At 54.6% G+C, this 22,080-nt stretch carries 21 protein-coding genes and 1 tRNA gene; 9 read left to right on the top strand and 13 right to left on the bottom strand.

Annotated features, from left to right (window positions below; genetic code table 11):
• Positions 1-42 precede the first annotated feature (42 nt).
• Positions 43-579: a hypothetical protein gene (locus AKJ29_RS00670; protein WP_139231433.1), complete on the top strand. Its 537-nt coding sequence runs from the start codon at positions 43-45 to the stop codon at positions 577-579.
• 112 nt (positions 580-691) lie between these two features.
• Here AKJ29_RS00670 and AKJ29_RS00665 read toward each other — a convergent pair whose 3' ends face one another.
• The 3 genes from AKJ29_RS00665 to petA are packed head-to-tail and all read right to left on the bottom strand — an operon-like array spanning position 692 to position 3,394.
• Complete coding sequence (locus AKJ29_RS00665; protein WP_055187263.1) at positions 692-1,489, bottom strand: cytochrome c1; 798 nt, start codon at positions 1,487-1,489, stop codon at positions 692-694.
• Between the two features lie 14 nt (positions 1,490-1,503).
• On the bottom strand, positions 1,504-2,817 hold the full coding sequence (gene petB, locus AKJ29_RS00660) for a cytochrome b (RefSeq protein ID WP_055187262.1): 1,314 nt from the start codon (positions 2,815-2,817) through the stop codon (positions 1,504-1,506).
• A 10-nt stretch (positions 2,818-2,827) separates the two neighbouring features.
• Entirely contained in the window at positions 2,828-3,394 is a 567-nt protein-coding gene (gene petA, locus AKJ29_RS00655; RefSeq protein WP_055187261.1) for a ubiquinol-cytochrome c reductase iron-sulfur subunit, read from the bottom strand.
• A gap of 628 nt (positions 3,395-4,022) precedes the next feature.
• Between petA and AKJ29_RS00650 the strand changes: the two genes are divergently transcribed.
• Both AKJ29_RS00650 and AKJ29_RS00645 read left to right on the top strand, forming a co-directional pair.
• Positions 4,023-4,313 carry a hypothetical protein gene (locus tag AKJ29_RS00650; RefSeq protein WP_055187260.1) on the top strand — a complete coding sequence of 97 codons (291 nt, stop codon included), beginning with the start codon at positions 4,023-4,025 and terminating at the stop codon, positions 4,311-4,313.
• A gap of 11 nt (positions 4,314-4,324) precedes the next feature.
• Positions 4,325-4,882, top strand: a complete 558-nt coding sequence (locus tag AKJ29_RS00645; RefSeq protein WP_235477216.1) for a hypothetical protein — start codon at positions 4,325-4,327, stop codon at positions 4,880-4,882.
• A 7-nt stretch (positions 4,883-4,889) separates the two neighbouring features.
• Here the strand turns inward: AKJ29_RS00645 and AKJ29_RS00640 are convergent, their stop codons facing one another.
• The 5 genes from AKJ29_RS00640 to dapF form a co-directional block, all read right to left on the bottom strand.
• Complete coding sequence (locus AKJ29_RS00640; RefSeq protein WP_055187481.1) at positions 4,890-5,489, bottom strand: glutathione S-transferase family protein; 600 nt, start codon at positions 5,487-5,489, stop codon at positions 4,890-4,892.
• Between the two features lie 90 nt (positions 5,490-5,579).
• Positions 5,580-5,882 carry a hypothetical protein gene (locus AKJ29_RS00635; protein ID WP_055187259.1) on the bottom strand — a complete coding sequence of 101 codons (303 nt, stop codon included), beginning with the start codon at positions 5,880-5,882 and terminating at the stop codon, positions 5,580-5,582.
• A 61-nt stretch (positions 5,883-5,943) separates the two neighbouring features.
• Positions 5,944-6,561, bottom strand: coding sequence for an FMN-binding negative transcriptional regulator (locus tag AKJ29_RS00630; RefSeq protein ID WP_055187258.1), 618 nt, complete (start codon positions 6,559-6,561; stop codon positions 5,944-5,946).
• A gap of 50 nt (positions 6,562-6,611) precedes the next feature.
• Complete coding sequence (gene mtaB, locus AKJ29_RS00625) at positions 6,612-7,874, bottom strand: tRNA (N(6)-L-threonylcarbamoyladenosine(37)-C(2))-methylthiotransferase MtaB (protein WP_055187257.1); 1,263 nt, start codon at positions 7,872-7,874, stop codon at positions 6,612-6,614.
• 1 nt (position 7,875) lies between these two features.
• A complete protein-coding gene (gene dapF / locus AKJ29_RS00620) occupies positions 7,876-8,709 on the bottom strand; it encodes a diaminopimelate epimerase (protein ID WP_055187256.1) in 834 nt (277 codons plus the stop codon).
• A 109-nt stretch (positions 8,710-8,818) separates the two neighbouring features.
• Here dapF and AKJ29_RS00615 point away from each other — a divergent pair.
• The 6 genes from AKJ29_RS00615 to AKJ29_RS00590 all read left to right on the top strand — a co-directional run bounded on the left by AKJ29_RS00615 (position 8,819) and on the right by AKJ29_RS00590 (position 15,874).
• Positions 8,819-8,894: transfer RNA gene (locus tag AKJ29_RS00615), tRNA-Lys, on the top strand.
• A 613-nt stretch (positions 8,895-9,507) separates the two neighbouring features.
• Complete coding sequence (locus AKJ29_RS00610) at positions 9,508-11,400, top strand: DEAD/DEAH box helicase family protein (RefSeq protein ID WP_161805356.1); 1,893 nt, start codon at positions 9,508-9,510, stop codon at positions 11,398-11,400.
• Entirely contained in the window at positions 11,397-11,600 is a 204-nt protein-coding gene (locus tag AKJ29_RS00605; RefSeq protein ID WP_055187254.1) for a hypothetical protein, read from the top strand. The genes AKJ29_RS00610 and AKJ29_RS00605 overlap by 4 nt, the downstream gene beginning before the upstream one ends.
• Complete coding sequence (locus AKJ29_RS00600; protein WP_161805355.1) at positions 11,590-13,521, top strand: AAA family ATPase; 1,932 nt, start codon at positions 11,590-11,592, stop codon at positions 13,519-13,521. The genes AKJ29_RS00605 and AKJ29_RS00600 overlap by 11 nt, the downstream gene beginning before the upstream one ends.
• Positions 13,518-14,036, top strand: coding sequence for a hypothetical protein (locus tag AKJ29_RS00595; protein WP_055187252.1), 519 nt, complete (start codon positions 13,518-13,520; stop codon positions 14,034-14,036). The genes AKJ29_RS00600 and AKJ29_RS00595 overlap by 4 nt, the downstream gene beginning before the upstream one ends.
• An 11-nt stretch (positions 14,037-14,047) precedes the next feature.
• Entirely contained in the window at positions 14,048-15,874 is a 1,827-nt protein-coding gene (locus AKJ29_RS00590; protein ID WP_055187251.1) for a DUF262 domain-containing protein, read from the top strand.
• Between the two features lie 2 nt (positions 15,875-15,876).
• On the opposite strand, the gene AKJ29_RS00585 is transcribed toward AKJ29_RS00590, so the two are convergent.
• Genes AKJ29_RS00585 through dndB form a run of 5 tightly spaced genes read right to left on the bottom strand, consistent with a single transcriptional unit; the run spans position 15,877 to position 21,887 of the window.
• On the bottom strand, positions 15,877-17,049 hold the full coding sequence (locus tag AKJ29_RS00585; RefSeq protein ID WP_055187250.1) for a cysteine desulfurase family protein: 1,173 nt from the start codon (positions 17,047-17,049) through the stop codon (positions 15,877-15,879).
• Positions 17,046-17,420 carry a DNA sulfur modification protein DndE gene (dndE, locus tag AKJ29_RS00580; RefSeq protein ID WP_055187249.1) on the bottom strand — a complete coding sequence of 125 codons (375 nt, stop codon included), beginning with the start codon at positions 17,418-17,420 and terminating at the stop codon, positions 17,046-17,048. The genes AKJ29_RS00585 and dndE overlap by 4 nt, the downstream gene beginning before the upstream one ends.
• On the bottom strand, positions 17,420-19,360 hold the full coding sequence (dndD, locus tag AKJ29_RS00575) for a DNA sulfur modification protein DndD (protein WP_055187248.1): 1,941 nt from the start codon (positions 19,358-19,360) through the stop codon (positions 17,420-17,422). The genes dndE and dndD overlap by 1 nt, the downstream gene beginning before the upstream one ends.
• Positions 19,360-20,805 (bottom strand): DNA phosphorothioation system sulfurtransferase DndC, encoded by a 1,446-nt coding sequence (gene dndC / locus AKJ29_RS00570; protein WP_055187247.1) that lies wholly within the window; start codon positions 20,803-20,805, stop codon positions 19,360-19,362. The genes dndD and dndC overlap by 1 nt, the downstream gene beginning before the upstream one ends.
• On the bottom strand, positions 20,802-21,887 hold the full coding sequence (dndB, locus tag AKJ29_RS00565; RefSeq protein ID WP_055187246.1) for a DNA sulfur modification protein DndB: 1,086 nt from the start codon (positions 21,885-21,887) through the stop codon (positions 20,802-20,804). The genes dndC and dndB overlap by 4 nt, the downstream gene beginning before the upstream one ends.
• Positions 21,888-22,080 lie beyond the last annotated feature (193 nt).

Here is a 22,080-nt window from a genome sequence, read left to right as displayed (position 1 = left end):
CTTCAGATCTTTCCAACTCAACTCCAGATGATATTAGAAGTCATGCTTTCTCTTGCCAATCAAAGATACACTTCAGAAGTTTATGCGCGCCGTTTTCTTAACATTGGTCCCGACAGTTCTATTGTCGGTTGGGCCGAAAACATGGTCATCGCTGGATTCCACTCACCGCATCTCGACATTTTGCTGGGAGAACTGGAGCCATTTAACAAGTTCGAAATGGACGCTCTTTTGGATCGTATACAACGAGAACTAAAGCTACCGAGCATACGATCTAAATCCGAGGCTTTGGAGATCATTGCTACAGCATATGGCAGAAGGTTCATTGCTGGCAAAGCTGACAGCGCTTCAACATTGTTCTATTTGTCAGAACTCTGCATCGCAGAGCGGTACGCAAACGAAATATATGACTTCTATCTACTCCACTTCGCGGCGGTTGATCTAGCGATAGATGAAATTCAGTACTATTGGCCTGATGCCAACCGGACCAATATCGAAGAGATCATACGACATGAATTCATCAGTTGGCTTCAAAATCATCCACTAACGGAATGGAAAAAATTCGAATGGGATAACGCCTGAGAATGTCAGTGGGTTGCAGAGTTAGTATTGAACTCTTCTCATGGTGATTTTGCTATTTCGGTAAAAAAAGGGCGCCTTTCGGCGCCCTTTTTATTCGATCAAACCCGAACGCTTATGCGTCGAATTTCTTGCCTTTGTGCGGGGCCCAGAGTTTCTTGTTGGTCAGGTAGAGCAGCGAGGTCAGCAGAACCAGCATCAGAACGGCAATGAACCCGACCTGTTTGCGGTCATGCATCTTCGGCTCGGCAGCCCACATCAGGAAAGCGGCAACATCTTTGGACAGCTGTTTGGCCGAGTTGTTGTAACCATCGTCAAATTCCACCGAACCGTCTTCCAGTTGCGGCGGCATCGCGGTCCAGCCCCCCGGGAACACGTCGTTGCCGTTCAGGTACTGACCCGCGACTTCCTGTTCCTTACCGTTAAAGCCGGTCAGGAAAGCGGCGATGTATTCTGCGCCACCGATGCCTTTGACCAACTGGTTGATGCCGGTACCAGCAGGACCGTGGAAGCCGGCGCGGGCTTTTGCCATCAGGCTAAGGTCCGGCCCCATGCCCTCACCCGACACGGTCGGGAAGAAATCAGCTGGCCTGCGCGGGCGGTCATCTTCCAGTTCCGGGTCATAGATGGTGAAGTTGTTGGCAGCATAGGCGCGCACTTCATCTTCGGTATATTCGGGCCCGCCGGGATCTGCCAGGGTGCGCAACGGAACGTAGCGCAGACCGTGGCAGGCCGAGCAGACCTCGGTGTAGACTTTCAGGCCACGACGCAGCTGTTCCTTGTCATAGGTACCGAACAGCCCTTCGAACGAAAACTGCACGTCATTGACTTCTCCGCCCGAGCCAGCGGCCTGCGCCGGGCCTGCGGCCAGACCCAATACGATGATAGCGGTTGCTGTGAGTTGTTTGATCATTGTTCTCGATCCTCTCACTCGGCTGCGCCGGGATAATGGGCATTGAAGTCTTCCTCGATCGTTGCCGGCGGCGTGCTCGGTTTCTCGAACAGACCCAGCAGCGGCAGGATGACCAGGAAGTAGGCGAACCAGTAGGTCGCACCGATCAGCGAAATCCAGTCATGCGGGAAGTTCGTGTCACGGGCGCCAACCCACATCAGAACGACGAAGTCCACCAGCAGCAGGCGGTACCACCATTTGAAGGCGGGGCGATACTGACCCGAACGGACCGACGAAGTGTCGAGCCACGGGGCCAGGGCCATCACAGCGATGGCGCCGAACATGGCCAGCACACCGAAGAATTTCGCATCCACGATGCCCCCGGTGATGAAGCTGACGAATTGCACGGCCCAGACTTCAGAGGTGAAGGCACGCAGGATCGCATAGAACGGCAGGAAGTACCATTCGGGCACGATAAACGCAGGCGTCGCCAGCGGGTTCGCCTCGATGTAGTTGTCGGGGTGACCCAGATAGTTGGGCATAAAGCCAACAACCATGAAGAAGACGATCAGAACCATGCCCAGACCCACGAGATCCTTGATCACGAAATAGGGCCAGAACGGCAGGGTGTCTTTTTCGGCTTCTTCTTTCGACCCGGTGCGCACGTCAACGCCGGTCGGGTTGTTGTTGCCGGTGTTGTGGAACGCCCAGATGTGCAGGCCAACCAGGGCCGCAATCACGAAGGGCAGCAGATAGTGCAGCGAGAAGAAGCGGTTCAGCGTGGCATTGTCCACGGCCGGACCACCCAGAAGCAGCGTCTGGATCGGCTCACCCACCACCGGGATCGCGCCAAACAGGCCGGTGATCACGGTCGCGCCCCAGAAGGACATCTGACCCCAGGGCAGAACATAGCCCATGAACGCGGTGCCCATCATCATCAGATAGATCAACATGCCGATGATCCATGTGATTTCGCGCGGCGCCTTGTAGGACCCGTAGAACAGTCCACGGAAGATGTGGATGTAAACGGCCACGAAGAACAGCGACGCGCCGTTGGCGTGGATATAACGCAGCATATAGCCGCCATTCACGTTGCGCATGATGTGCTCAACGCTGGCGAATGCCAGGTCAACATGCGGGGTGTAGTGCATCACCAGGATGATGCCGGTGACAATCTGCAGAACAAGGCAGAACGTCAGAACAATACCCCAGATCCACCACCAGTTCAGGTTCTTGGGGGTGGGGATCATCAGGGTGTCATAGGCCAGACCGATGATCGGCAGGCGCTTGTGCATCCATTTTTCAAAACCCGACTTGGGTTCGTAATGGTCGTGAGGAATACCGGACATTTACGCCTCCTTAGCCGAGCTTAATAACGGTTTCTTCAATGAATTCCGCAGGCGGAACCGGAAGGTTTTCAGGGGCCGGTCCTTTGCGGATACGGCCAGACGTGTCGTAATGCGACCCGTGGCACGGGCAATACCAGCCACCGAAATCGCCAGCACCGTTACCCAGAGGCACACAGCCCAGGTGGGTACACACACCCATCATCACCAGCCATTCGCCAGCTTCGTCCATCGCACGGTTCTGGTCGGCGGCGGACAGGCTTGGGTCAAGGTTGTCGTTGCGGGCAAAAGCGTCAATCAGGTTGTCCGCGTCATTGTCGGCGCGGGCCTGTTCAATCTCTTCCGCTGTGCGGCGACGAATGAAAACCGGCTTACCCAGCCATTTCACCGTGATCTGGCTGCCAACAGCCACGTCAGCAATATCGACGCGGATCGAGCTCAGCGCCCGAACATCGGCAGAGGGGTTCATTTGGTTGACGAGGGGCCAAACCGCTGCACCGGCCGTTACGGCTGCGGCGCCACCGGTAGCGTAGTAAAGGAAATCCCGGCGGGTTCCTCCTTGGTCGTCGGCGTGTGACACGTGCGCATCTCCTTAGCTGGGCCGCAATTCGTGCGACCAACACGACATGAGACCGCAAAAATGCGGCCTGCTTCGCGGCTGTTTAGCCAAGGATGGCGCGCCAGTCCAGAAGTCATTAGGGCGCAGGCACGGCTTTTCAAGGGAATGACGCCCGGAAACCGCACCCAATTCGCACTGTTGGCGCGAACATGTAAAGATTCACCCTGATTCTGTAAAATTTCCGGCGCCTGCGCCATGACATCACTCAAGTGGGACGCGACGATCCGTCACGTGAGTCGCCCATTCCGGTACGCCCTTTGGGACGCACGTTGATACCACCGTCCTCTGAGTTGGATTGGAGCAGCAATTACTCGCTCAGGGATTGCAAAATGCAAAGAGGGAATTGCCCGACAGCGCAAAACCGATTATCAACAACATGACGCGGCACCAAACTGATGCCGCGCCTGAAAAATGTTTTTTGGTCAATTGTCGCCAGCCGCCACCACTCACAATCAAAATAGCGGCTCGACAGCAACAGAGATTAAGGTAATTTCACATAGTGTCAACATGAGACTACCTTAATCCTGTTGCACCTTATCAATTGGACGGCAGGCTGCTGCCACAAGATATTTGAACAGGATGGCTTGATATGTCGGAAATTTCCAAACTGGCCGAATTGCGAAAACTGCTTCTCGAAATGGAAAAAGCCATAGGCATTCAGGATTTATCCGCCACGGAGCGCGATCTGTTCTACGCAGCATCAGATCTGTCCCTTACCCAGCGCGGCGTGAAAACCACCAACCTGCAATCCCACAGCCTCGTTGCAAATATCTCACGGCCCACCTTTTTCCGGGCGCTCAAATCGCTGGTAAACAAGGGTTACCTCCGACAGCTCGAATCTGTCGGCAAGGGGCATTACGAAGTCAAGAGCCCCGAATAGGAGCGGCCGGCTTGCAGTTCCTGAGCGGTCTTTCATCCCTGGCAAAAGAAACCTTTGCGGTCAGCCTGGCCTATACACTTGCGTTTTTTGTGACCTTCAAGCTCCTGATACCGGTGCAGAACAGCTTTTTCCCCGAGTTTCAAAGCCATGCCAGCCTGCTCTTCCTGCCCCATGGGGTGCGGGTCCTGTCCGCGTGGCTCCTGGGCTGGCGATCCGTCATTGCCCTGACACCGGGGGTGATCCTTGCCTTCTGGTGGCTGGCAGGGGCGGGCATGTTCACGCCCAGCCGCCTGTTTGCCCTTGCGATCGCGGTGATCCTGCCCGCCGCCGTATTCCACGCCTTTCGCCTGGTGGGCTGGGATCTGCGCCCGAAAGAAGAGGCACGGCCGTGCTGGGGGTGCATCGTCCTGACCGGGGTGGTGATCTCGGTGCTCACCGCAAGCCTCACCAACCTCGCCTTTGGCAGCACGACACATGATTACCTCGCCTATCTGATCGGCGATTTCTTTGGCCTGTTCTTTCTGATGGCAATCCTGATGTTTGCCTTTCGCAGCCTACGAAAGGCCTGAGGCTGGCTCAGACCGGTTTGGTCGCCCGGAAGCTCTCACGCTGGGAAAAGACGGCAAACCAGTCATCCAGCGCATCACGCCCCTTGCGCCATTCCCGGTCACCATGGCGGAAATCGAGATAGCCCAGCGCACAGCCCACGGCGATCTGGCCCATGTCAACCGGTCCGGCAAGATGGCTCATCCAGCGGGCATTCAGCGCATCCAGCGCGCCTTCGATCTTGCCCCATTGCGCATCCAGCCAGCCGCCGAATTGCATGTCCTCCGGGCGGCAGCGGTTCTCATACACCATCAGCACACCCGCATCCATGATCGCATCGCCGGTGGCCTCAAGCGTCAGCACCTCCCACAGGTGGGTCTGCGGATAAAGCCCCCCCTGCACCCGCGCATCCAGAAACCGCGTCACCACCCGGCTGTCGTAAAGCGTGCACCCATCGGGGCGCACCAGCGCGGGAATTTTCGACAGGGGATTGGCCGCGGTCAGTTCCGGGTTTGGGGCGGTTGGTGAGGACATGACCTCAACCACCTCAACATCCTCCTGACCGGTTTCGATCAGCAGCACCTTGGCTTTGCGCGCGAAGGGAGAGGGCGGGGAAGAAATCAGCTTCAGGCCAGTCATGATATACCTTCAATAACTTTAAAGTTTGCGATTTTGGACGGTGAAAAGTTTAAACTTCGGGGATTCACCCCACGCCAAAGTTTAAACTTTACGAAAGCGAAGCCGGGTGAGCGACACCGCGTCAATCTCAATACCCGGACCATTTTCCCCAAGGCGAAACACCCGGCGCAGGCGACCGGTGGCATTGACCTGATCGCACTCCGGCCCCCGCTCCGGCCCCAGACCGCGCCGCAAGGTCAGCCCCTCCGGCACATCATCCAGCGCATCCTCTGCGCGTTGATCCCGGCGCCCCCGCTCAACCGATCGGGCAACGGCATAGGAGGCCACGGCCACGGCGCCGTAACGCAGGGCAACAACCGCAATCGGGGCAAGGGGCAACGCCATGGGAAGCTCCGGTCTGATCCACTTGCGTTCAAATATAGGAAATAAAGGGCGAAAAGTCCACTTAGCCGGGCAGGTTGCGCATCAGATCGGCAAGGGATTGCACGTCCTGCCCCAAGCTGGTTTCCAACTGATCTGCCGCGGCGAGACGGGCCGCATCACTTTTGTTCTGGCCCAGTTTGAACGTGCTTTCCAACCGCTCGACCTGCAGGCGGACGGGACGGATCTGCCGCATCATGCGCGCACGCGTCTCAGTCGCCATCTTCTCCATGGACCACGCCGGCTTGCTTTCAATTCTTTCTTCAAAAGCAGCAACTTGCCGGTGCAGAAGATCTTCAAGACCCTCCTCTGGCATGGCCTCAACATGGCCGCGCAGATGCACCGCGACATAGTTCCAGGTCGGCACCTGATCATCGACCCCATACCAATCGGGTGAGATATAGCCATCCGGGCCGCTCACCGACAGCGTGGCCGGAATGGGCTGATCAAGCAGCCGTGCAACTTCATTCGAGCGCATCAGATGAAACTCGGCATAGCGCCCGTCATCGCTCAGAATGAAGGGCAGATGCACCATGACCGGCCCGACCGAGCCATTCACCCCCAGCACGCCAAACCCGCGCTTACGGACAAAATCGAGACTGATCAGGTCTTCGACCTGACGAAAAGCTGGGTTGGGATGCATCGTGACCTCGTGACCAGAATCATAAATTGACTACAACCAGTGACAGAAAATCAGACCAGCAGTTGCCCGTCTAGGTAATTCGTCGGCTGGGCAATCACGATTTTCCCTTCGACCTGTGGATTGCGGAAAGTGACTTCGGCAAAATGCTCTGTCCGACCCATGGTCGGATTTTCCATAAGGATGTTATGGGTTTGCCCCACCTGCGCCGCGAGGTAGGCCTTTGCCGCCGCATCCCCGGCGGCCCGCAGACGGGCCGCGCGTTCCTTGATCACATTGCCGTTGACCTGATCCGGGATTTTCGCCGCAGGTGTGCCTTCGCGTTTCGAATAGGGGAAGACATGCAGCCAGGTCAGGCTGCACTCCTTGATCAGTTTCAACGAGTTCTCGAAATGGGCTTCGGTCTCGGTCGGGAAGCCTGCGATAATATCCGCCCCAAAGGTGATGTCGGGACGCAATCGCTGTGCCTCTTCGGTGAAGGCAATGGCATCATCCCGCAAATGGCGGCGCTTCATCCGTTTGAGAATCAGGTCATCCCCGTGCTGCAACGACAGATGCAGATGCGGCATCAGGCGTTTCTCGGTCGCGATCGCCTGCATCAGGTTGTCATCCGCCTCGATGGAATCGATCGAAGAGATCCGCAGGCGCGGCAGGTCCGGCACCAGTTTCAGGATCCGCATCACCAGATCCCCCAAACGCGGCTTGGCAGGCAAGTCGTCACCCCAGCTGGTCAGGTCCACCCCGGTCAGCACAACCTCATTGAAGCCCTTGTCCACAAGACGCTTGATCTGATCAACCACCACACCCGCAGGCACCGAGCGCGAATTGCCCCGACCATAGGGGATGATGCAGAAGGTGCAGCGGTGATCGCAACCGTTCTGCACCTGAACATAGGCGCGGCTCCGCGTGCCGAAACCGTCGATCAGGTGGCTTGCGGTTTCGGTGACAGACATGATGTCATTGACCTGCACCCGCTCTGTCTGGCCGATCAGGTCCGGGGCCAGCCCGGCCCAGGTTTCGGGCGACATCTTTTCGCTATTGCCAATGACCGCGTCCACCTCACCCATGGCGGCAAACGTCTCAGGCTCGGTCTGGGCCGCACATCCGGTCACGATCAGCTTGGCATCCGGGTTGTCACGGCGCAGCTTTCGGATCTCCTGCCGCGCTTTGCGCACCGCTTCCGCAGTCACCGCACAGGTGTTGATCACCACGGCCCCTTCCACGCCTGCGTCTGCCGCAAGCCGTTTCATGGCCTCGGTTTCATAGGCGTTCAGGCGACAGCCCATGGTCGCAAAGACGGGCGGTTTCGCAGTCATGTCAAAGGTCTTTCAGAAAGGCAGGGGTCAGTTCCCCCGCAAAGACAAACGCCGTGGGGCCGGTCATCCAGACGCCATCATCACGAATGTCCAGCGTCAGCCACCCCCCGTCCAGCTCCATCCGCACTTTGGGCCCGGTCAGGCCCCGCTGATACGCCGCAACCGCAGTGGCGCAGGCACCGGACCCGCACGCAAGCGTAATGCCGGTGCCGCGTTCCCAGACCCGCATACGGATCTCGTCCTTGGCGCGGACCGAGGCAAATTCCACATTGGTATGTTCCGGAAACAGGTCGTGGGTTTCAAACTCGGGTCCAACCCCCGCCACATCCACCAGATCGGCGTCATCCACGAAGAACACACAATGGGGGTTGCCCATGCCAATCGCCGCCGGATCGCCCTCAATCGGCAGATGCGCGGTGTCTACGTCACGCGCCAGCGGCACCTCGGCCCAGCTGGTTTGCGGCTGCCCCATATTCACCGCCACCTGATCCCCGTCTTCGCGGGCCTCAAGCACACCGCGTGCGGTTCGAATGGTCAGCGCGGTTTTGCCGGTCTGATCCATCATGTAACGCGCCACACAGCGCGTGGCATTGCCACAGGCCCCGGCACGCGATCCGTCACTGTTCCAGAAATCCAGATCAATATCGGCCACATCCGAGCTGCGAATCTCAGCCAGCTGATCAAACCCGACCCCCCGGTTGCGATCCCCCAGTTTCGCTGCAAGGTCCCGTGTCACAACAGCTTCGCGCCCTCGTGAATCAATCATCACGAAGTCATTTCCCGCCCCATGCCATTTCATGAAGCTCAGATTCTCAGGTGTCGAAACATGTTCCATGAGGCGCGATATAGACCTTTCGAAGAACTTTTGCCAGAGAACGCAAAATTTCTGCGTTTTTTGGGTTGACCCCCCCAGCACACAACACTAGAACCCGCCCTCACAGAGTGGGCCGTTAGCTCAGTTGGTAGAGCAACTGACTTTTAATCAGTGGGTCGAAGGTTCGAATCCTTCACGGCTCACCACTGGTTCTTGATGTCTGTCGGGTGACACCTGACTTGGCCATTTGTGACAGGTTTCTGTCCATTCGTGACAGAGTTTTTGTCCATTGAAGGCAATTTACCCTGTGGGCATGGCATTAATTCGATCAAGCTTTCGATTCTGCGCCGTCCCGGCGGTCAGTCATCATAGGGGCTTGGGCTTAGGCAACGCGGCGCCGATCAACGGCCCGTGCCAGCCGTCAAGCCGAGCAGTTGCTGTGCAGCCACGCCCTCTCATACACTGTCGTTCAACCGGCATCGGAGACGTATTCGCTTCATCGCGGTAGCAATGCGGACAAAGCGGTCCTCGAAACGCGGCGATAATGTTGCAACTGAGCATTGAGACCTATTGGACTGATGATATTGGCCTGCACGCCGAGGCAAGCCTTGAGCATCATGCGAGGGACGCTACCGCAGCCCGACGCTTGCTCTCCGTCTCTTCGATCGCGACTGGAACCTCGGCAAAACCGGGTTGTTTGTTCTGGGCTCAGGACCCATTGATCTCATCGGAAGGGCGGTCACTGCATCAGCCCCCGGGTAGCACGTCGTTGCACATTTCAACCTTCCAAATCCCTCCTGTGTGATGCAGGATTGTCCCATGAACAAATCCTTGAGATCTCTAACCTTTCCATCTGACGTTGACACCTCAAAGGATGACATCGATCAGGTGCTGATGAATCCGTGCCTTGCTCATTCCGTGTCCTATGACCGGGGTGTGGGTTATTTCACTTCAGGTTGGCTACAACGGGTGGCGACTGGGATCGCAGGTTTCGCGCAAAACGGCGGAACAATGAGACTACTGACTAGTCCTAGGCTTAAGCCTGAAGACTGGGCAGCGATCAAACAAGGCTCGGATGCGATCGACGACGAGGTGCTCCTCCAAGCGCTGAGAGAAGAGGTGGACGAACTCGCTCAAAGCGCGAGTTCCAAACCCGTCCAAACACTCTCCTACATGATTGCTGAGAGGCTTCTGACTGTCCGGTTGGCCATCCCAACCGGCAAGCTAAGTGGTGACTATCATCCTAAGCTCGGAATTTTTAGAGATCATACCGGTGATAGTGTTGTGTTCCACGGTTCCCAAAACGAGACCGAGCAAGGGCGCAGAAATTTTGAAAGCCTTGACGTTTTTCTGAGCTGGGCAGACCCACGAGATGCCTCACGGGTTGAGTCGCATCGCAAGCGTTTTGAGCGGCTCTGGACTAACAGCGACCCGAATGTCCGATGCTTCGATATTCCCGAAGCCATCCGCGGAAACCTAGCGCAGTTCTACCGACCGAGCCGTAGTTCCGAACGCCAACTCAAAGCGGATAGCAGGTGGCGCCACCAAGACGACGCGATTGAGTGCTTCTTGTCCAAAAAGAACGGTGTGCTTGAGATGGCTACCGGAACTGGAAAGACCCGAACCGCACTTCGCATCATCGAAAAGCTCACATCTCTAAACTTGGTGGATACAGTCATTGTAACGATGCGAGGAAATGACCTGCTAGAACAATGGTTCCAAGCAATGGTGACGGACAGCGCCTACCGGATCTATCGCCATTTCGGTCAAAACCGGGAAGGGCCGCGATTTGTCGCCGGTCGCGGAAAGAGACTGTTGCTTGTTTCTCAAAGCTACTTGTCAGATTTCCTTTCCAGCGTTGATGGTGCGTTAGAAAGGACACTCATAATTTGCGATGAGGTGCATGGCTTTGGTTCTCCCGCGCAAGTCAGCTCCCTGACCGGATGGGTTTCTCCGATTGGATATCGATTGGGGCTGAGTGCAACACCAGAGAGAGAGTATGATGAAATTGGTAACGGTTTCATCGAAACGGAAATCGGCCCAGTCATCTTTAAGTTTGAAATTGAAGATGCAATTCGTAGGGGCATCTTGTGTGAGTTCGACTACACCGCCCTGGAGTACGAATTATCGGATGAAGATCGGGTAGAAATTCGAAACTTGATCAAACGACATCACGGAAAAAAAGCGGCGGGTGAAGTTGTAAGTGATGAAGCGCTCTATCGCGAGCTGTCACGTGTTCGAAAGGTTACGACTGAGAAGTTGGAGCCCTTCAAGGACCACTTAACGGCAAACCCTGAGCTCTATGAGAGATCCCTGATCTTCGTAGAAACGCGAAAATACGGCGAACTGGTCCAGAGGTATCTTTTGGAAGCGGGCATTGTCTTTGGCACCTATTATGAAGGAGATGAGCCGCAGCGATTGTTGGATTTTGCCCAGGGGAAGCTCGATTGTTTGGTGAGTTGCCATCGCCTATCTGAAGGCATCGACATTAAATCTGTCAGGAATATTGTTCTGTTTTCATCTGCGCGGGCCAAGCTCGAAACCATCCAGCGACTTGGTCGTTGCTTGCGTACCGATCCTTGCAACGTCAATAAAAGAGCGCATGTATTGGATTTTATCGATTTCGGCGATGAAGATGACAGCGACACGACTGACCTTAGACGTTATGAGTGGCTTGCTGAGCTGAGCGGGACGCGGAGGGAAGAACTATGAATGGTCAGGATCAGACCACGGCTGCACAAGAAATTGCAGCTGCGATCGCAGAGGCTTCCAAGAAAGTTTCTCACAACACTTCGGTTCAGCAGTCCACGGAGCGATTGCTGAAGGCGACGTTAGAAGCTTTGCCTCCACCACATAGGATTGAGGATACAATAGAACTTATCCTCGAAGAGGATGCTCAACGTGACAAGTAATAACGTTCTTGTTCTAGGTTGGAACGCAAAGGGGCTGCGCGGCTATCTGCGCGATGCCAGTGTCACTCTTGATCCAGATAAATACAGTCACGTCCTTCTGCAAATGCCAAACGGAACGGGTAAAACCACGACGATGGCGCTTCTGCGGTCGGCTCTAACGGGCCGTTTGGATCAATCACTTTCGATTGCAGCATTGCAGGCTGACCGAACGACTAAGGAAGGGTATTTCGAGCTCGTTCTCATCGTTTCCGGAGAAAGGTTGACGTTTCGGATTGATTTCGATTTTGAGATGGGGCGTCACTATTTCTACACCACGACTGTCCAGAGCGGTAAGCAATCTGGACACCTTCTAAACTCGATTGACCCTGCGTTAGCCTCAGCTTTGAGCCGAAGTATTGATCTGTTCGTCTTTGATGGTGAACTTGCACAAGATATGCTCAAAGACGGCGCCGCTGCTGCGGACAAGGCGATCGAGGCACTATATAGAACTGATTCTTTTGACGATCTTGTTGGCCGAATAGAGACCCTTAAAGGTAATCGAAAGAAGCGAAACAGGGATGTAACCACGGCTTCTGAACAAGCGGCTGTAAATCGACTGGAACGAGAGTACACCGAGGCGAAGGAGGTTCTTGCTAAGCTCAATCAGGAAAAGGTGTCGCTTGATCGTGCTCTCGAAAGAATTGACGGAAGATTAAACGAAATCGACGACCGCTGCCGCGAGTTGGGTTACGAAAACGAGGAGTTTCAGGAGAGGCAGAAGGATATTGATGATCGAAGTCGAGCCGCGAGTAGTGATATCGCAAAATATTCCAGCAGTGCGATTTCGAGCTTTCGGTCCCCACTAAGTCTCCATACTTTTGTTGCCGCGAGACTAAACACCTTAAGTGAAACGTTAAAAGAAAAAAGGTTGCCGAGATCCTCTAGATCCTTTTTCGAAGATCTTGCAGTACAGGATAGGTGCGTTTGCGGCGTTGAATTGGATGACGAGAAACGGAGCCATATTCTTTCGCATGCTGACGACCATCTAGGTGACGAGCAAGTAAGCGTCATCAATGATATCCGTTACAAGCTTACGGACAGTGTCGATCGGCGCTCCTTCTCCGAGGTGATCGAAGACCTGAGCGATGCCGAAGATCGGCTGACCTCGGTCGGACAAGAGCGAGCGCGCCTGGATATCGAGAAAGCGCAAGCTGGCATGGAGGAAGTAGAGAGGCTCACATCTGAAAAAGGGGAGCTTTCGGCGGAAAAGGCCAGAAAAGATCAGGCTCTCCGCTTTCTGACGGATGTACCTATTTCGCTTGATGAGGCCGACTGGAAGCGAAACCTTCCCGCTTGCCGAGAAATGGAAAGGGAGCGGAGGAAGGCGTACGAAACAGCCAGCGAGAATAATCGCTACTTTACAGCTGCGGACAAGCTGATCCTTGCAGCGAGACGCGCGCGGAAACTCTCAAAAGAACGACTTCAGGTGTTCGTCAAGGATCGAACAAACGTTCAGCTGGAAAAAATTCTGGACAATGAGGTCATTCGTGTGTCCAGGATCGACGGTCGTCTTCATCTTGTTAACGAAGAAAATCTCCCGAAAGATAGTGCGAGTGAAGGGCAAAAGCTCGCGGTTTGTTATGCCTTCTTGACCGCCCTCTTGGCGGAAGCGCCAGCACGGCTTCCCTTTATTGTCGACTCTCCGGCAGTCTCCTTAGACCTGGTTTTGCGGCAGAACGTTGGGGCATTGATCCCGAAGATCTTTGACCAACTTATCATTTTCGTCATTTCGAGTGAGCGTGAGGGTTTTGCCGATTCTTTCGAAGGGCGGGCGGACACCCAATTTATAACAGCTTCAATCGATCAATCGGACGGATCCGTAAAGATAGATGACAGCAAGAACGCATTCTTCCAATTCCAAAGCGGGAGAACATCGGCATGACACTTGATCAAAATGCTCGGGCGCGCGGATTTGTGCTCCACAAAGAGGCCCGCATATATTTCGACTATGTCGACCAGCGAATGTTTGGCCGAACAAAGTCATCAGATGCGGCTCGAGGGTCACTCATCCTTTTTGACGCATATTACGCGGGGCTAATGCTTGGTCTTTCTTGCAGAAAGACGGGCACAAGTGAAATGCTCGACGGAGCAAACTTCCTTGCGAGTTATCCAAATGAGTACGAACCATACCGTGAGTATATCGCAGGATTGTTGGTAGATGCGGAAGTAACGGCCCTTCATTCTGAAGACTATTCTGAACAGCAGCTTGAGAGGTCGATCGCGAAGCTTCTTCAGGTTGCCTCCCCTACGCGTTTATCGGCGGAGGGCATGCACATTTTGAATCTGTATGCCGCCGGCGGATTTGAACTGCTCCGAAGCAGGATGGGACCAAAGCCATCGGACCCATCGAATTTTCTGATCCGCTATCAGGACATACTTAGAAGTGAAATTGGGTAACGTCGATTAAAATGGAAAAAGTTTCAGATCTGCTGTGCCAGCGCGCCACGCCGACCACGGTGTCCGCCCTTTTTGGTGGTATGACACTCTTTCGCGTACCCGCCTACCAGCGGGCCTACGAATGGGAAAATGAGCAAATCGATGCGTTCATTGACGATGTGCGGCGTTGTTGGCAGCGACGAATAAATGGCGAGCGTGAACGGCATTTCTTCGGCTCAGTCGTCACTTCACCAAAAGACCCTGGCGGCTTGGTCCGCCCCAGAAGAGAAGTCATTGATGGACAGCAGCGCTTTGCCACCTTCCTGCTGTTTGTCGCGTCCTTGCGCCAACATTGCCTCTCGGCTTCTGAATTATTTCGCGAGGGCTCTCCGGAGCTCGCATCAGCGTTGTCGACGATGGCGGAAACACTCTTTTCGCGCTTCATCATGAACAAAGACCTAGAGTTCATGGAAACCAAAGATGTCTATCCGTTAACCTTGAATGATACTGATGATGCTGTTTTCAAAGGGCTTTTGAGAGGAGACGATGTGCAAGCAGCAGCTCCGTCGCATAGGCGACTTGAAGCAGCATATGAAGCATGTTTCGCTATGCTTCAGGAACGGCGGGATGCCACGGGTTCGCCTGAGCGTGAGTTCAATGCGCTGAACCAGTTCTACGCGAGTGCCCTAGAAGACTGGGAGGTGGTGCACATCGAGGCAAATGCCCCCGAACACGCGAGTCTGATATTTAGGGTTCTGAACAACAGAGGCTTGCCTGTTAGTGACTGTGACCTTCTTCGTGCAACCACAATGGAGCGGGCCGGTCAAAGGCTGGAAGCGGCGGAGAGAGACCAGCTGGCTGCTGCATGGAAAGAAATAGGTGGCATCGCTCCTAATCCCGATGCATACCTTGTGCTTGCCTATCAAGCGCGGACGGGGCGGCGATTCAATATCGCCCGCACATCCACTGAATTCGAGGCAATGCACTTTGAGGAGCTCTCGAGCGGTGAGCTGCTGGGGGCAGCAGACGCCAGAGCTCTCGTCCAGAGAGTTGAAGCTCTCAAAACGGACATGCTGAAGATCAGCGCCCTCGCTGAAGGAAACATCGTCGGTGGCGGGTTGAATCTGTCACCGGTTATGTCAGACCGGCTCGCTTATACGCTTCGTGATTTGAAGCAACTTTGGATACTCCCACTTGTCTACGCAGCCCAAAGTCTGCGTGCTGACCATCAAGAACGTTTGATGTGTGTCCTTGAGCGGTTTGCGTTTCGCTATGGGGTGTTGGCGCGCGCTAGGATCGCTGAATACGATAGAAAAATTGGCCCGATGATTACAAAGATTAGAGATACTCCAAACGAGTATCGCCTCGCAGATCTGGAGGCAATCTTGCGAGATCTTTTGGATCGCTATGCGACCACTGAAGCGCTGGAGCGCCAACTTGATGGATTGAACTACGACAAGAACAAGAAAGAGCTAAAGTACCTTCTGGCCATTTCAGAGTTCATGTCGGCTTGGTACAACGGCCAAGCAAACGGCCGACCAACTGTGATGGCCCCGAATGTATCGATCGACATTCGGGCCATGACTTTGGAGCATGTCAGCCCACAAAATCCCGAAGAGGCGGGAGTGGAGATGCTGCCTCATCTGCACAAGATTGGAAATCTGACATTGCTTAGCGAGGATGAAAACAACCGGGCGGGCAATAGACCTTTCCATAACAAGCGGGCGATTTTGCAGGTGTCCCGCCTGCAGATCAATCAAGTCTTGGCCGAGAATGAGGAATGGGGTGCCGACCAAGCGAGCGCGCGCCAAGAGGCCTTGACGGCGCAAGCAATGAGGATCTTCGATTTGCATTTCTGAAGCTAGGCGGCGCTCCCTACGCGGCCCTGACGAATGCCGGAAACAGCTTCGATAAATAGTTCAGCGGCAGTCTCGACTTGATCCTTCGTCGTTCCGAAGCCGAGACCGAGGCGAAATGCGCATTTCGTTCGCTCAGTGTTCGGTCCGAACATAGCTTCAAGAACGTGCGAGTCTTGTACTGACTGCGTAGAACAGGCGCTAGAGCTCGAGAAAGTAATCTGCTTACTTAGCCGCCTCATGAGCGCTAGTGGTTCAATGCCGGGAATGGATAGGTTGACGGTATTGGGTAGGCGATTAGACTCGCCACCATTTACGAAGGCGCCTGTTTCCTGGACAAGTCGTCGCTCCAAGGTGTCGCGAAGATCAGCGATACCGGCGGCATTTTTTAACCGCGGTTCTCTCACCTCGAAAGCTGCCGCTAACCCGACGATCCCAGGCGTATTGAGCGTGCCAGAGCGCAGCCCGCGCTCTTGGCCACCCCCTCGGAGGATTGGTTCAAGCGCGACATGAGGGCGCCGGCGACGGCAATAGAGTGCACCCGTTCCCTTGGGGCCATACATTTTGTGACCGGAAAGACTTGCGAGGTGAATGTTAGACGACTGGACGTCGATGGGGTGGTATGCAGTCAGTTGGGTAAGGTCGCAGTGAAAGAGAGCGCCGTACTTTTCACAAAGCTGCCCGATTTCCGAGAGGGGATGGTAGACTCCCGTTTCATTATTCGCGGCCATGCAGCTAACAAGCGTTGTGCCTCTTTTAAGCTCAGATTCAAGTAAATCGAGGTCGATCTGTCCTTGTTCGTCAACGGGGAGCACGACGATCTCGTCAGTGGCACCAACGTGTTTGGCTACTTCGAGTACTGATGGATGTTCTGTTGCGACGGTCACGATCTTGCTACAGCCCGTCTTGTTCGTGGCTTGCATCGCACCGACAATTGCCAGGTTGTTGGCCTCGGTCGCGCCACTCACGAAGATGATGTCGGCAGATCTCGCATTGATCCCCTTCGCTACTCGCTCGCGGGCGTTTTCAACGGCAGCCGAGGCGGCAGCTCCTTCGCGATGATCCACTGCAGATGGATTGGCTGGCAATTCGCGCATCGCCGCTACGATCTTGGCGATGACCTCTTCGTCTACGGGAGTAGAGGCATTGTGATCGAGATAGATTGGAGCTCGGGTCATGCGGCCTCCCCGGATAGCAGCCTGGCTGCATCGGCAGGTGTGTCGATGCGTATGGCTATATAACCTATGCCGCGGTCTATGTGGCACCGCAGGCGGCGTAAAAGCTCTTCGTCGTCTAGCTCTTCGTCGTCGCTTGTCTCAACAAGCGAGAGAAGGGACAGGAAAATTGGTTGATCAGATCCGAACAACGTGTACGCGTTGAATTCTTGTCCGCTCTCCTCAGGCGTAGCCATTTCGCCTACAGGCCCCATCTCCAGCGATGAGGTTAGCGCCATTCGGCACAATAGGTTTGGCGTAAGGCCGCTGCGTTGCCGCAACATTCTTAGGCGACCGGTGGCTTCTGATGACACTTTGAGTTTTGTAAAATGCATCAGGCGAGCTCCTCATACAGATCCCTGACGGAGAAGATTGAGGTTCTCCTGGCCTCCGTAGTCGCTTCAAGTTTGTAGGTCCGGGCGATGTGTGGCGTAAGGCACTCGGCGAGAGATGGCGTCATCTCTGTATCGGTGCAAAGCAAGATCACTTGGCTACTTGCCGTCGGCAGATAGTCTCTCACAATGGAGAGCCGATGAGTCTGGTCGAGCCGCGAGAAGGGGGTATCAATGACGATCGGCAATTGACGGCCGCTCGTATTGCCTAGCGCCCAAAGCATGGAAATCGCATATATCTGACGTTCTCCTGCTGACAGGCTGCTTTTCTCGATGGCAACGCCGTCAGCCCCGATCAGGATCACGCTGAAGTCGCTTGGGTCGATTTCCACGTTGGAAACCAACGACTTCTTGCGGATTAGGCGATTGAAACAATCAACGAATTCCGTTTGCAGGCGGTGGATCCGATCGTTCAGCAAAGCACTGCCGAAAGATGAAAGCGCGGCTTGAGCACGTAGAGCGAGATCGGAACCTCTCTCTTCTTGCGCCAGTTTCTTTAGCGCAGTTTCCTCGTGCGTGAAACGGCGCTCGAGCGTGTCCAGTTCTCGCATCTTTCGTTCGATTTCTTCATCACGGAGATGCAGATCACGCTCCAGCCCTCCGAGGGTTCGCTCTGCCTCTTTTAGCTCTGCAAGTGCCTGTTCTGCTTGTCCCGTGTCGAAACCATCCAGCTCCCTCTTTAGCTTCGCTTTGAGTTCTCGATTCCGGTCGAGCTTAACCGCAAGCTGTGCCATTAGGTCTTGGCGGCCATCACTGAGCTGACTAAGTCGTTGAAGAATCCAATCCGGCTCGGCCCAGAGGTGCACATTCCGCCCCCCACCTTCTGTGCTGACATCTGATCGAAGGTCGTCAAAGTGATCGTCAGACCAAAGGCCCATTGTTGGACGGCCGGTGCGGCAGTGTTTTTCGAACGCGTCGATGAAATCCTTGATGGCGTGCGAGTAATTTACCCGTCGCACCTCGCTGGCTTTACGATGTAGCTTTTGCACCAACACTGGGGCCAGGCTCAGCGGCAAGAGCTCATTTGCTCCGCGCTTCAGCTGCGCGCTCAACTCGGCCTGATCCTCTTCAGCTGAACGAAGTCTCGCAAGCACTTCTTCGCGCGAACGTGCATGACGGCCGCCTTCGCTACGAAATGCGGCTTCTGCTCGCTCTACGCGCCTGGCCGCTTGATCGCACTTGCTCTGTAGTTCGGCGCGAAGATCTTGTTGAGCCGCGAGCTCTTTTTGTAGAGTTTCACGCTCCGCGAGCAAACGCTCGATGTTCCCTGATGTGTCTTGGTCAGCTCGGCGGCTAGTATAGACCGTCAAGTCAGTATGCAATTGATCGATAATGTCCAACCCGAGGAGAGAGCGAATGGCATCTCGCAGGCCGACGCTGCCGTCCTCGTCCGCAATCTCCTGGATCTTCTCCCCGTCGAAGAAGAACAGTTGGGAGAGACCAAAGGGCACCAGTTCTTCGACGTACTGAGCATATTCAGTGCGGTCCAAATCCAAGATTGGTTGACCTTCCCTCACAAGGTCCAGACTTTCGACAATCGACCTGCCTCTGGCTGACCATGCTCTGGTGACCGAGTAAGAAACGTCCTGCCCATTCTCCACTCTCTCAAATGAAAGCGTGATCGCAGCGTCACGGGAAGAGGCTGTTGCGCTGATTTTCCTTAGAAGATGATCTTCGTAAGTCGACTGAGCGGTCCTTGGTCCGAGCGCTCTACGGCCGTAGAGAGCCAACCGGATTGCGTCCAGAAAGGTGGTCTTGCCGCCGCCATTGTGCCCAAGAATAGCAACGACATTAGATCCGTCTGCGGGCGTGGTCTCGAGATTGAAACTATGCTTCCCGACGTAGAGGCCAATATTTTCGAGAGTTATTTCGCTGAACTTCATCAAACTAGTCCTTCTTCCGAAGGTTCGTCCTCTTCTGTGTCGATCGCCAAATCAGCGAGCACTTCTTCTTCTGGGCGCCATTCTTTCTCGAGGATGTTGGCGATCCTGCTGTGGATCGACGTGCGGCGGCGCATCCCTTGAACCGATCGTTCAGCATCAAGTAACTCACTCAGTAGCTGCAATGGAATTTCGTGCTCATCGCAAACCTGCCGCAGGATGTCACCGTCTCGCGACGAAAACTCAAAGTCATCCACTTTATGAGCGAAAAGATCTTTGCCTAGTTTCTCCTTCACGATCCGATATGCGGTGTTGCCCCAATCTCCCAATTCTCTGCGCCAAATGCGTTGGATTTCATGGATTTCGACTTCATGGATAAGTGTCGGCGCAGGTTCGTCCACAACTAGGTTGGCGGCTTCTTTCTGGGCTTCCAGCAGTCGCTTTAAAACTTCCTGACGGAACTCAAACTTGTACGGGCCTGGTATTAAGCCATCGCCAGAACGATTGAGTGTGACCCGTCCTGTTCGCCTTCTATAATCACGGACAACTTTCTTCCGTTCCGGGTCAAGCGTTTCAGCCAGAAAGTCGCGGACTTCCAACAGCGGTTCAAGCCACTCTTCGCCGTTGTCAACCATCGCTTCCATAGCTTTATCTTTTGTTACGACGGTGCATACCCAGCATCCAAATCGCGAATTGCCGCAACTTTCTGTATTTTTATCGACCACGAGCGGGCATTCGCCTGCTTGAGCGTTGCGGTACATTTTCAGAAGTTGGCGGTTGTCCGCACCCCAAGGAGAAGGGGTTTGGAGAATATAGTCCCACACATCGTCGACCGAGAGTGCTTCGATTGGTGTGAAAACAAAAGCGCCAAGAAGCGAGGAGTGTCTTGAAAACAGGCTCCCCTCCAATTTATGAAGTGCAATGACTTGCGCGCGTGTTGCGCTTTCTGCGCTTCGCACGCCGAGGACCATGACAACTTCGCCAAACTCGGCGACGCGTTGCTTGATAAAGGCATTCGCGGGGTCAATTTTCAGACGTTCAGTACACCATCGAAACCGCCGCGAGGGCGCGGGATAGCCACGTCCTATGAGATTGACCCAAAAGCTATCGCCAACATCTGGTAGGACCTTATGTGCCGTAATTGGCATTCCTTGTGCCTTGGCGGAGCTATTTATCCTCGCGAGCGCCTCGTCGATATAATCCACAATCACCGGTGTTTCCACCAATGTGTCCGAGCTCAATACGTAAATCGGCTTCTGCCGCTCCGGTGCTGGTAGCGCTTGTAACGCCCGCCAGATCATCTGCAGTGCGCAGGTCGAGTCTTTTCCGCCACTATATCCAATGACCCAGGGTCGATTATCGTTGCAATAGGCGACTCTGATCCGTTCCTCTAGTGCGTCGAAGGTGAGTGGGGTGTTAATCATATTGGTGTTTTTGCCTTGGCTCATGCGGCAACCTGGCCCTGTGCATCGATTGCAGCTTTCATTCTGGGCTCCAATGGCAAACCGACTGTTTCAAACAAGACGGCGGCGCCAAGTAGAACGCTTCTGCGTTGCCCATTCATACGCGCGTCGTTCATTACCTTACCCTCCCAAAGGGCCGCATTGCGCCGTGACCAGTCTAAGGATGACAGAGATTGTAGCTTCTCGGCCCATGTTTCAGGAAAGGCATCGATCAGCGCCCCACCGAGAACACCGAAGGACTGCAGCAAAACACCATGGGAGTGCACTGTATTCTGCCGAAGGTCATGTGCATTCAGGCTACCGCCGTCCAGCCTTTGCCAATCATCCATAATGTCATAGAGCGAATTCCAGAACCGCACGACCTTATCGAGCGTAGAAGTGCCAAAGCGATCACCTGCAGGGCCGACCATCCACTCATGCGCTTGCTGCAAACTTGAAAGGGTGTAGAGTTTCGTTGTTCGGTTTGAGAGAGATTTTTTTTCGAGCTCGAGAAAGCGGTTAAAGAATGGGACTTGGCGAAACACTTCAACGGAGAGACCTGCAAGCGGATCGCGCTTGTCGTAAAGAATGTTGAGTGAATTCGAGGGACGCACCGCGTTCATATTTAAATCGGCAAACATTTGCTGGCTTCGTTCCAAGCCGCGATCCGCAAATATAACGACCGATATTGTTTCGTTCTCTAAAGCAGGCCGTGTCTTCAAGGCATCTTCGATAGCCGCCCGGCGATGCTGACCGTCGTTTAGGATAATACGTGCATCCATAGCAAAACTGAGAGTCCCGACATTTTTTAGTGCACCGTCACTGCTGGCGGGCGTGAATGTGAGATCTCCATCGACAGAAGCGCAAAGTGAGGACAGAATATAATTGTCCCAATTTTCCGCCAGATAGTTCGCAATTTGCGGCACCCTCGCTTTCGACAATACACGTTGTGCGCGTAGATCAGGCGGCAGATCGTCTCCGTCGAAGATGAAAAGGCGAGGAACCATTTTCATCGGAACCATGACGGTGTAGTAGGCAGTGCGAGACTGCACACCTCGGATCGCTTCAAAGGTCAGTTCGTTTGCCATAGGCACCTCCTGAATGGAAGTTAGTGGAAGTCAGGCTGGAAGTCTATGGGGTGTTTGGTGCTTGAGCAGCTGTTTAGATGGCCCGTACCGCATCTAGCCGTTCCCGATAGGCACAATGCAGGAGCTGATTTCTGTGTTTGTACCCGACGCTGCAACGCGTTCTAGGGGGTATATGTGGCTGGGCGAAGTAAAC

Origin of the sequence: Aliiroseovarius crassostreae (assembly GCF_001307765.1) — a bacterium.
Taxonomy (GTDB): Bacteria; Pseudomonadota; Alphaproteobacteria; order Rhodobacterales; family Rhodobacteraceae; genus Aliiroseovarius; species Aliiroseovarius crassostreae.
Note: the sequence above shows the minus strand (reverse complement) of the source record. Positions and strands in the feature narration are given on the sequence as shown.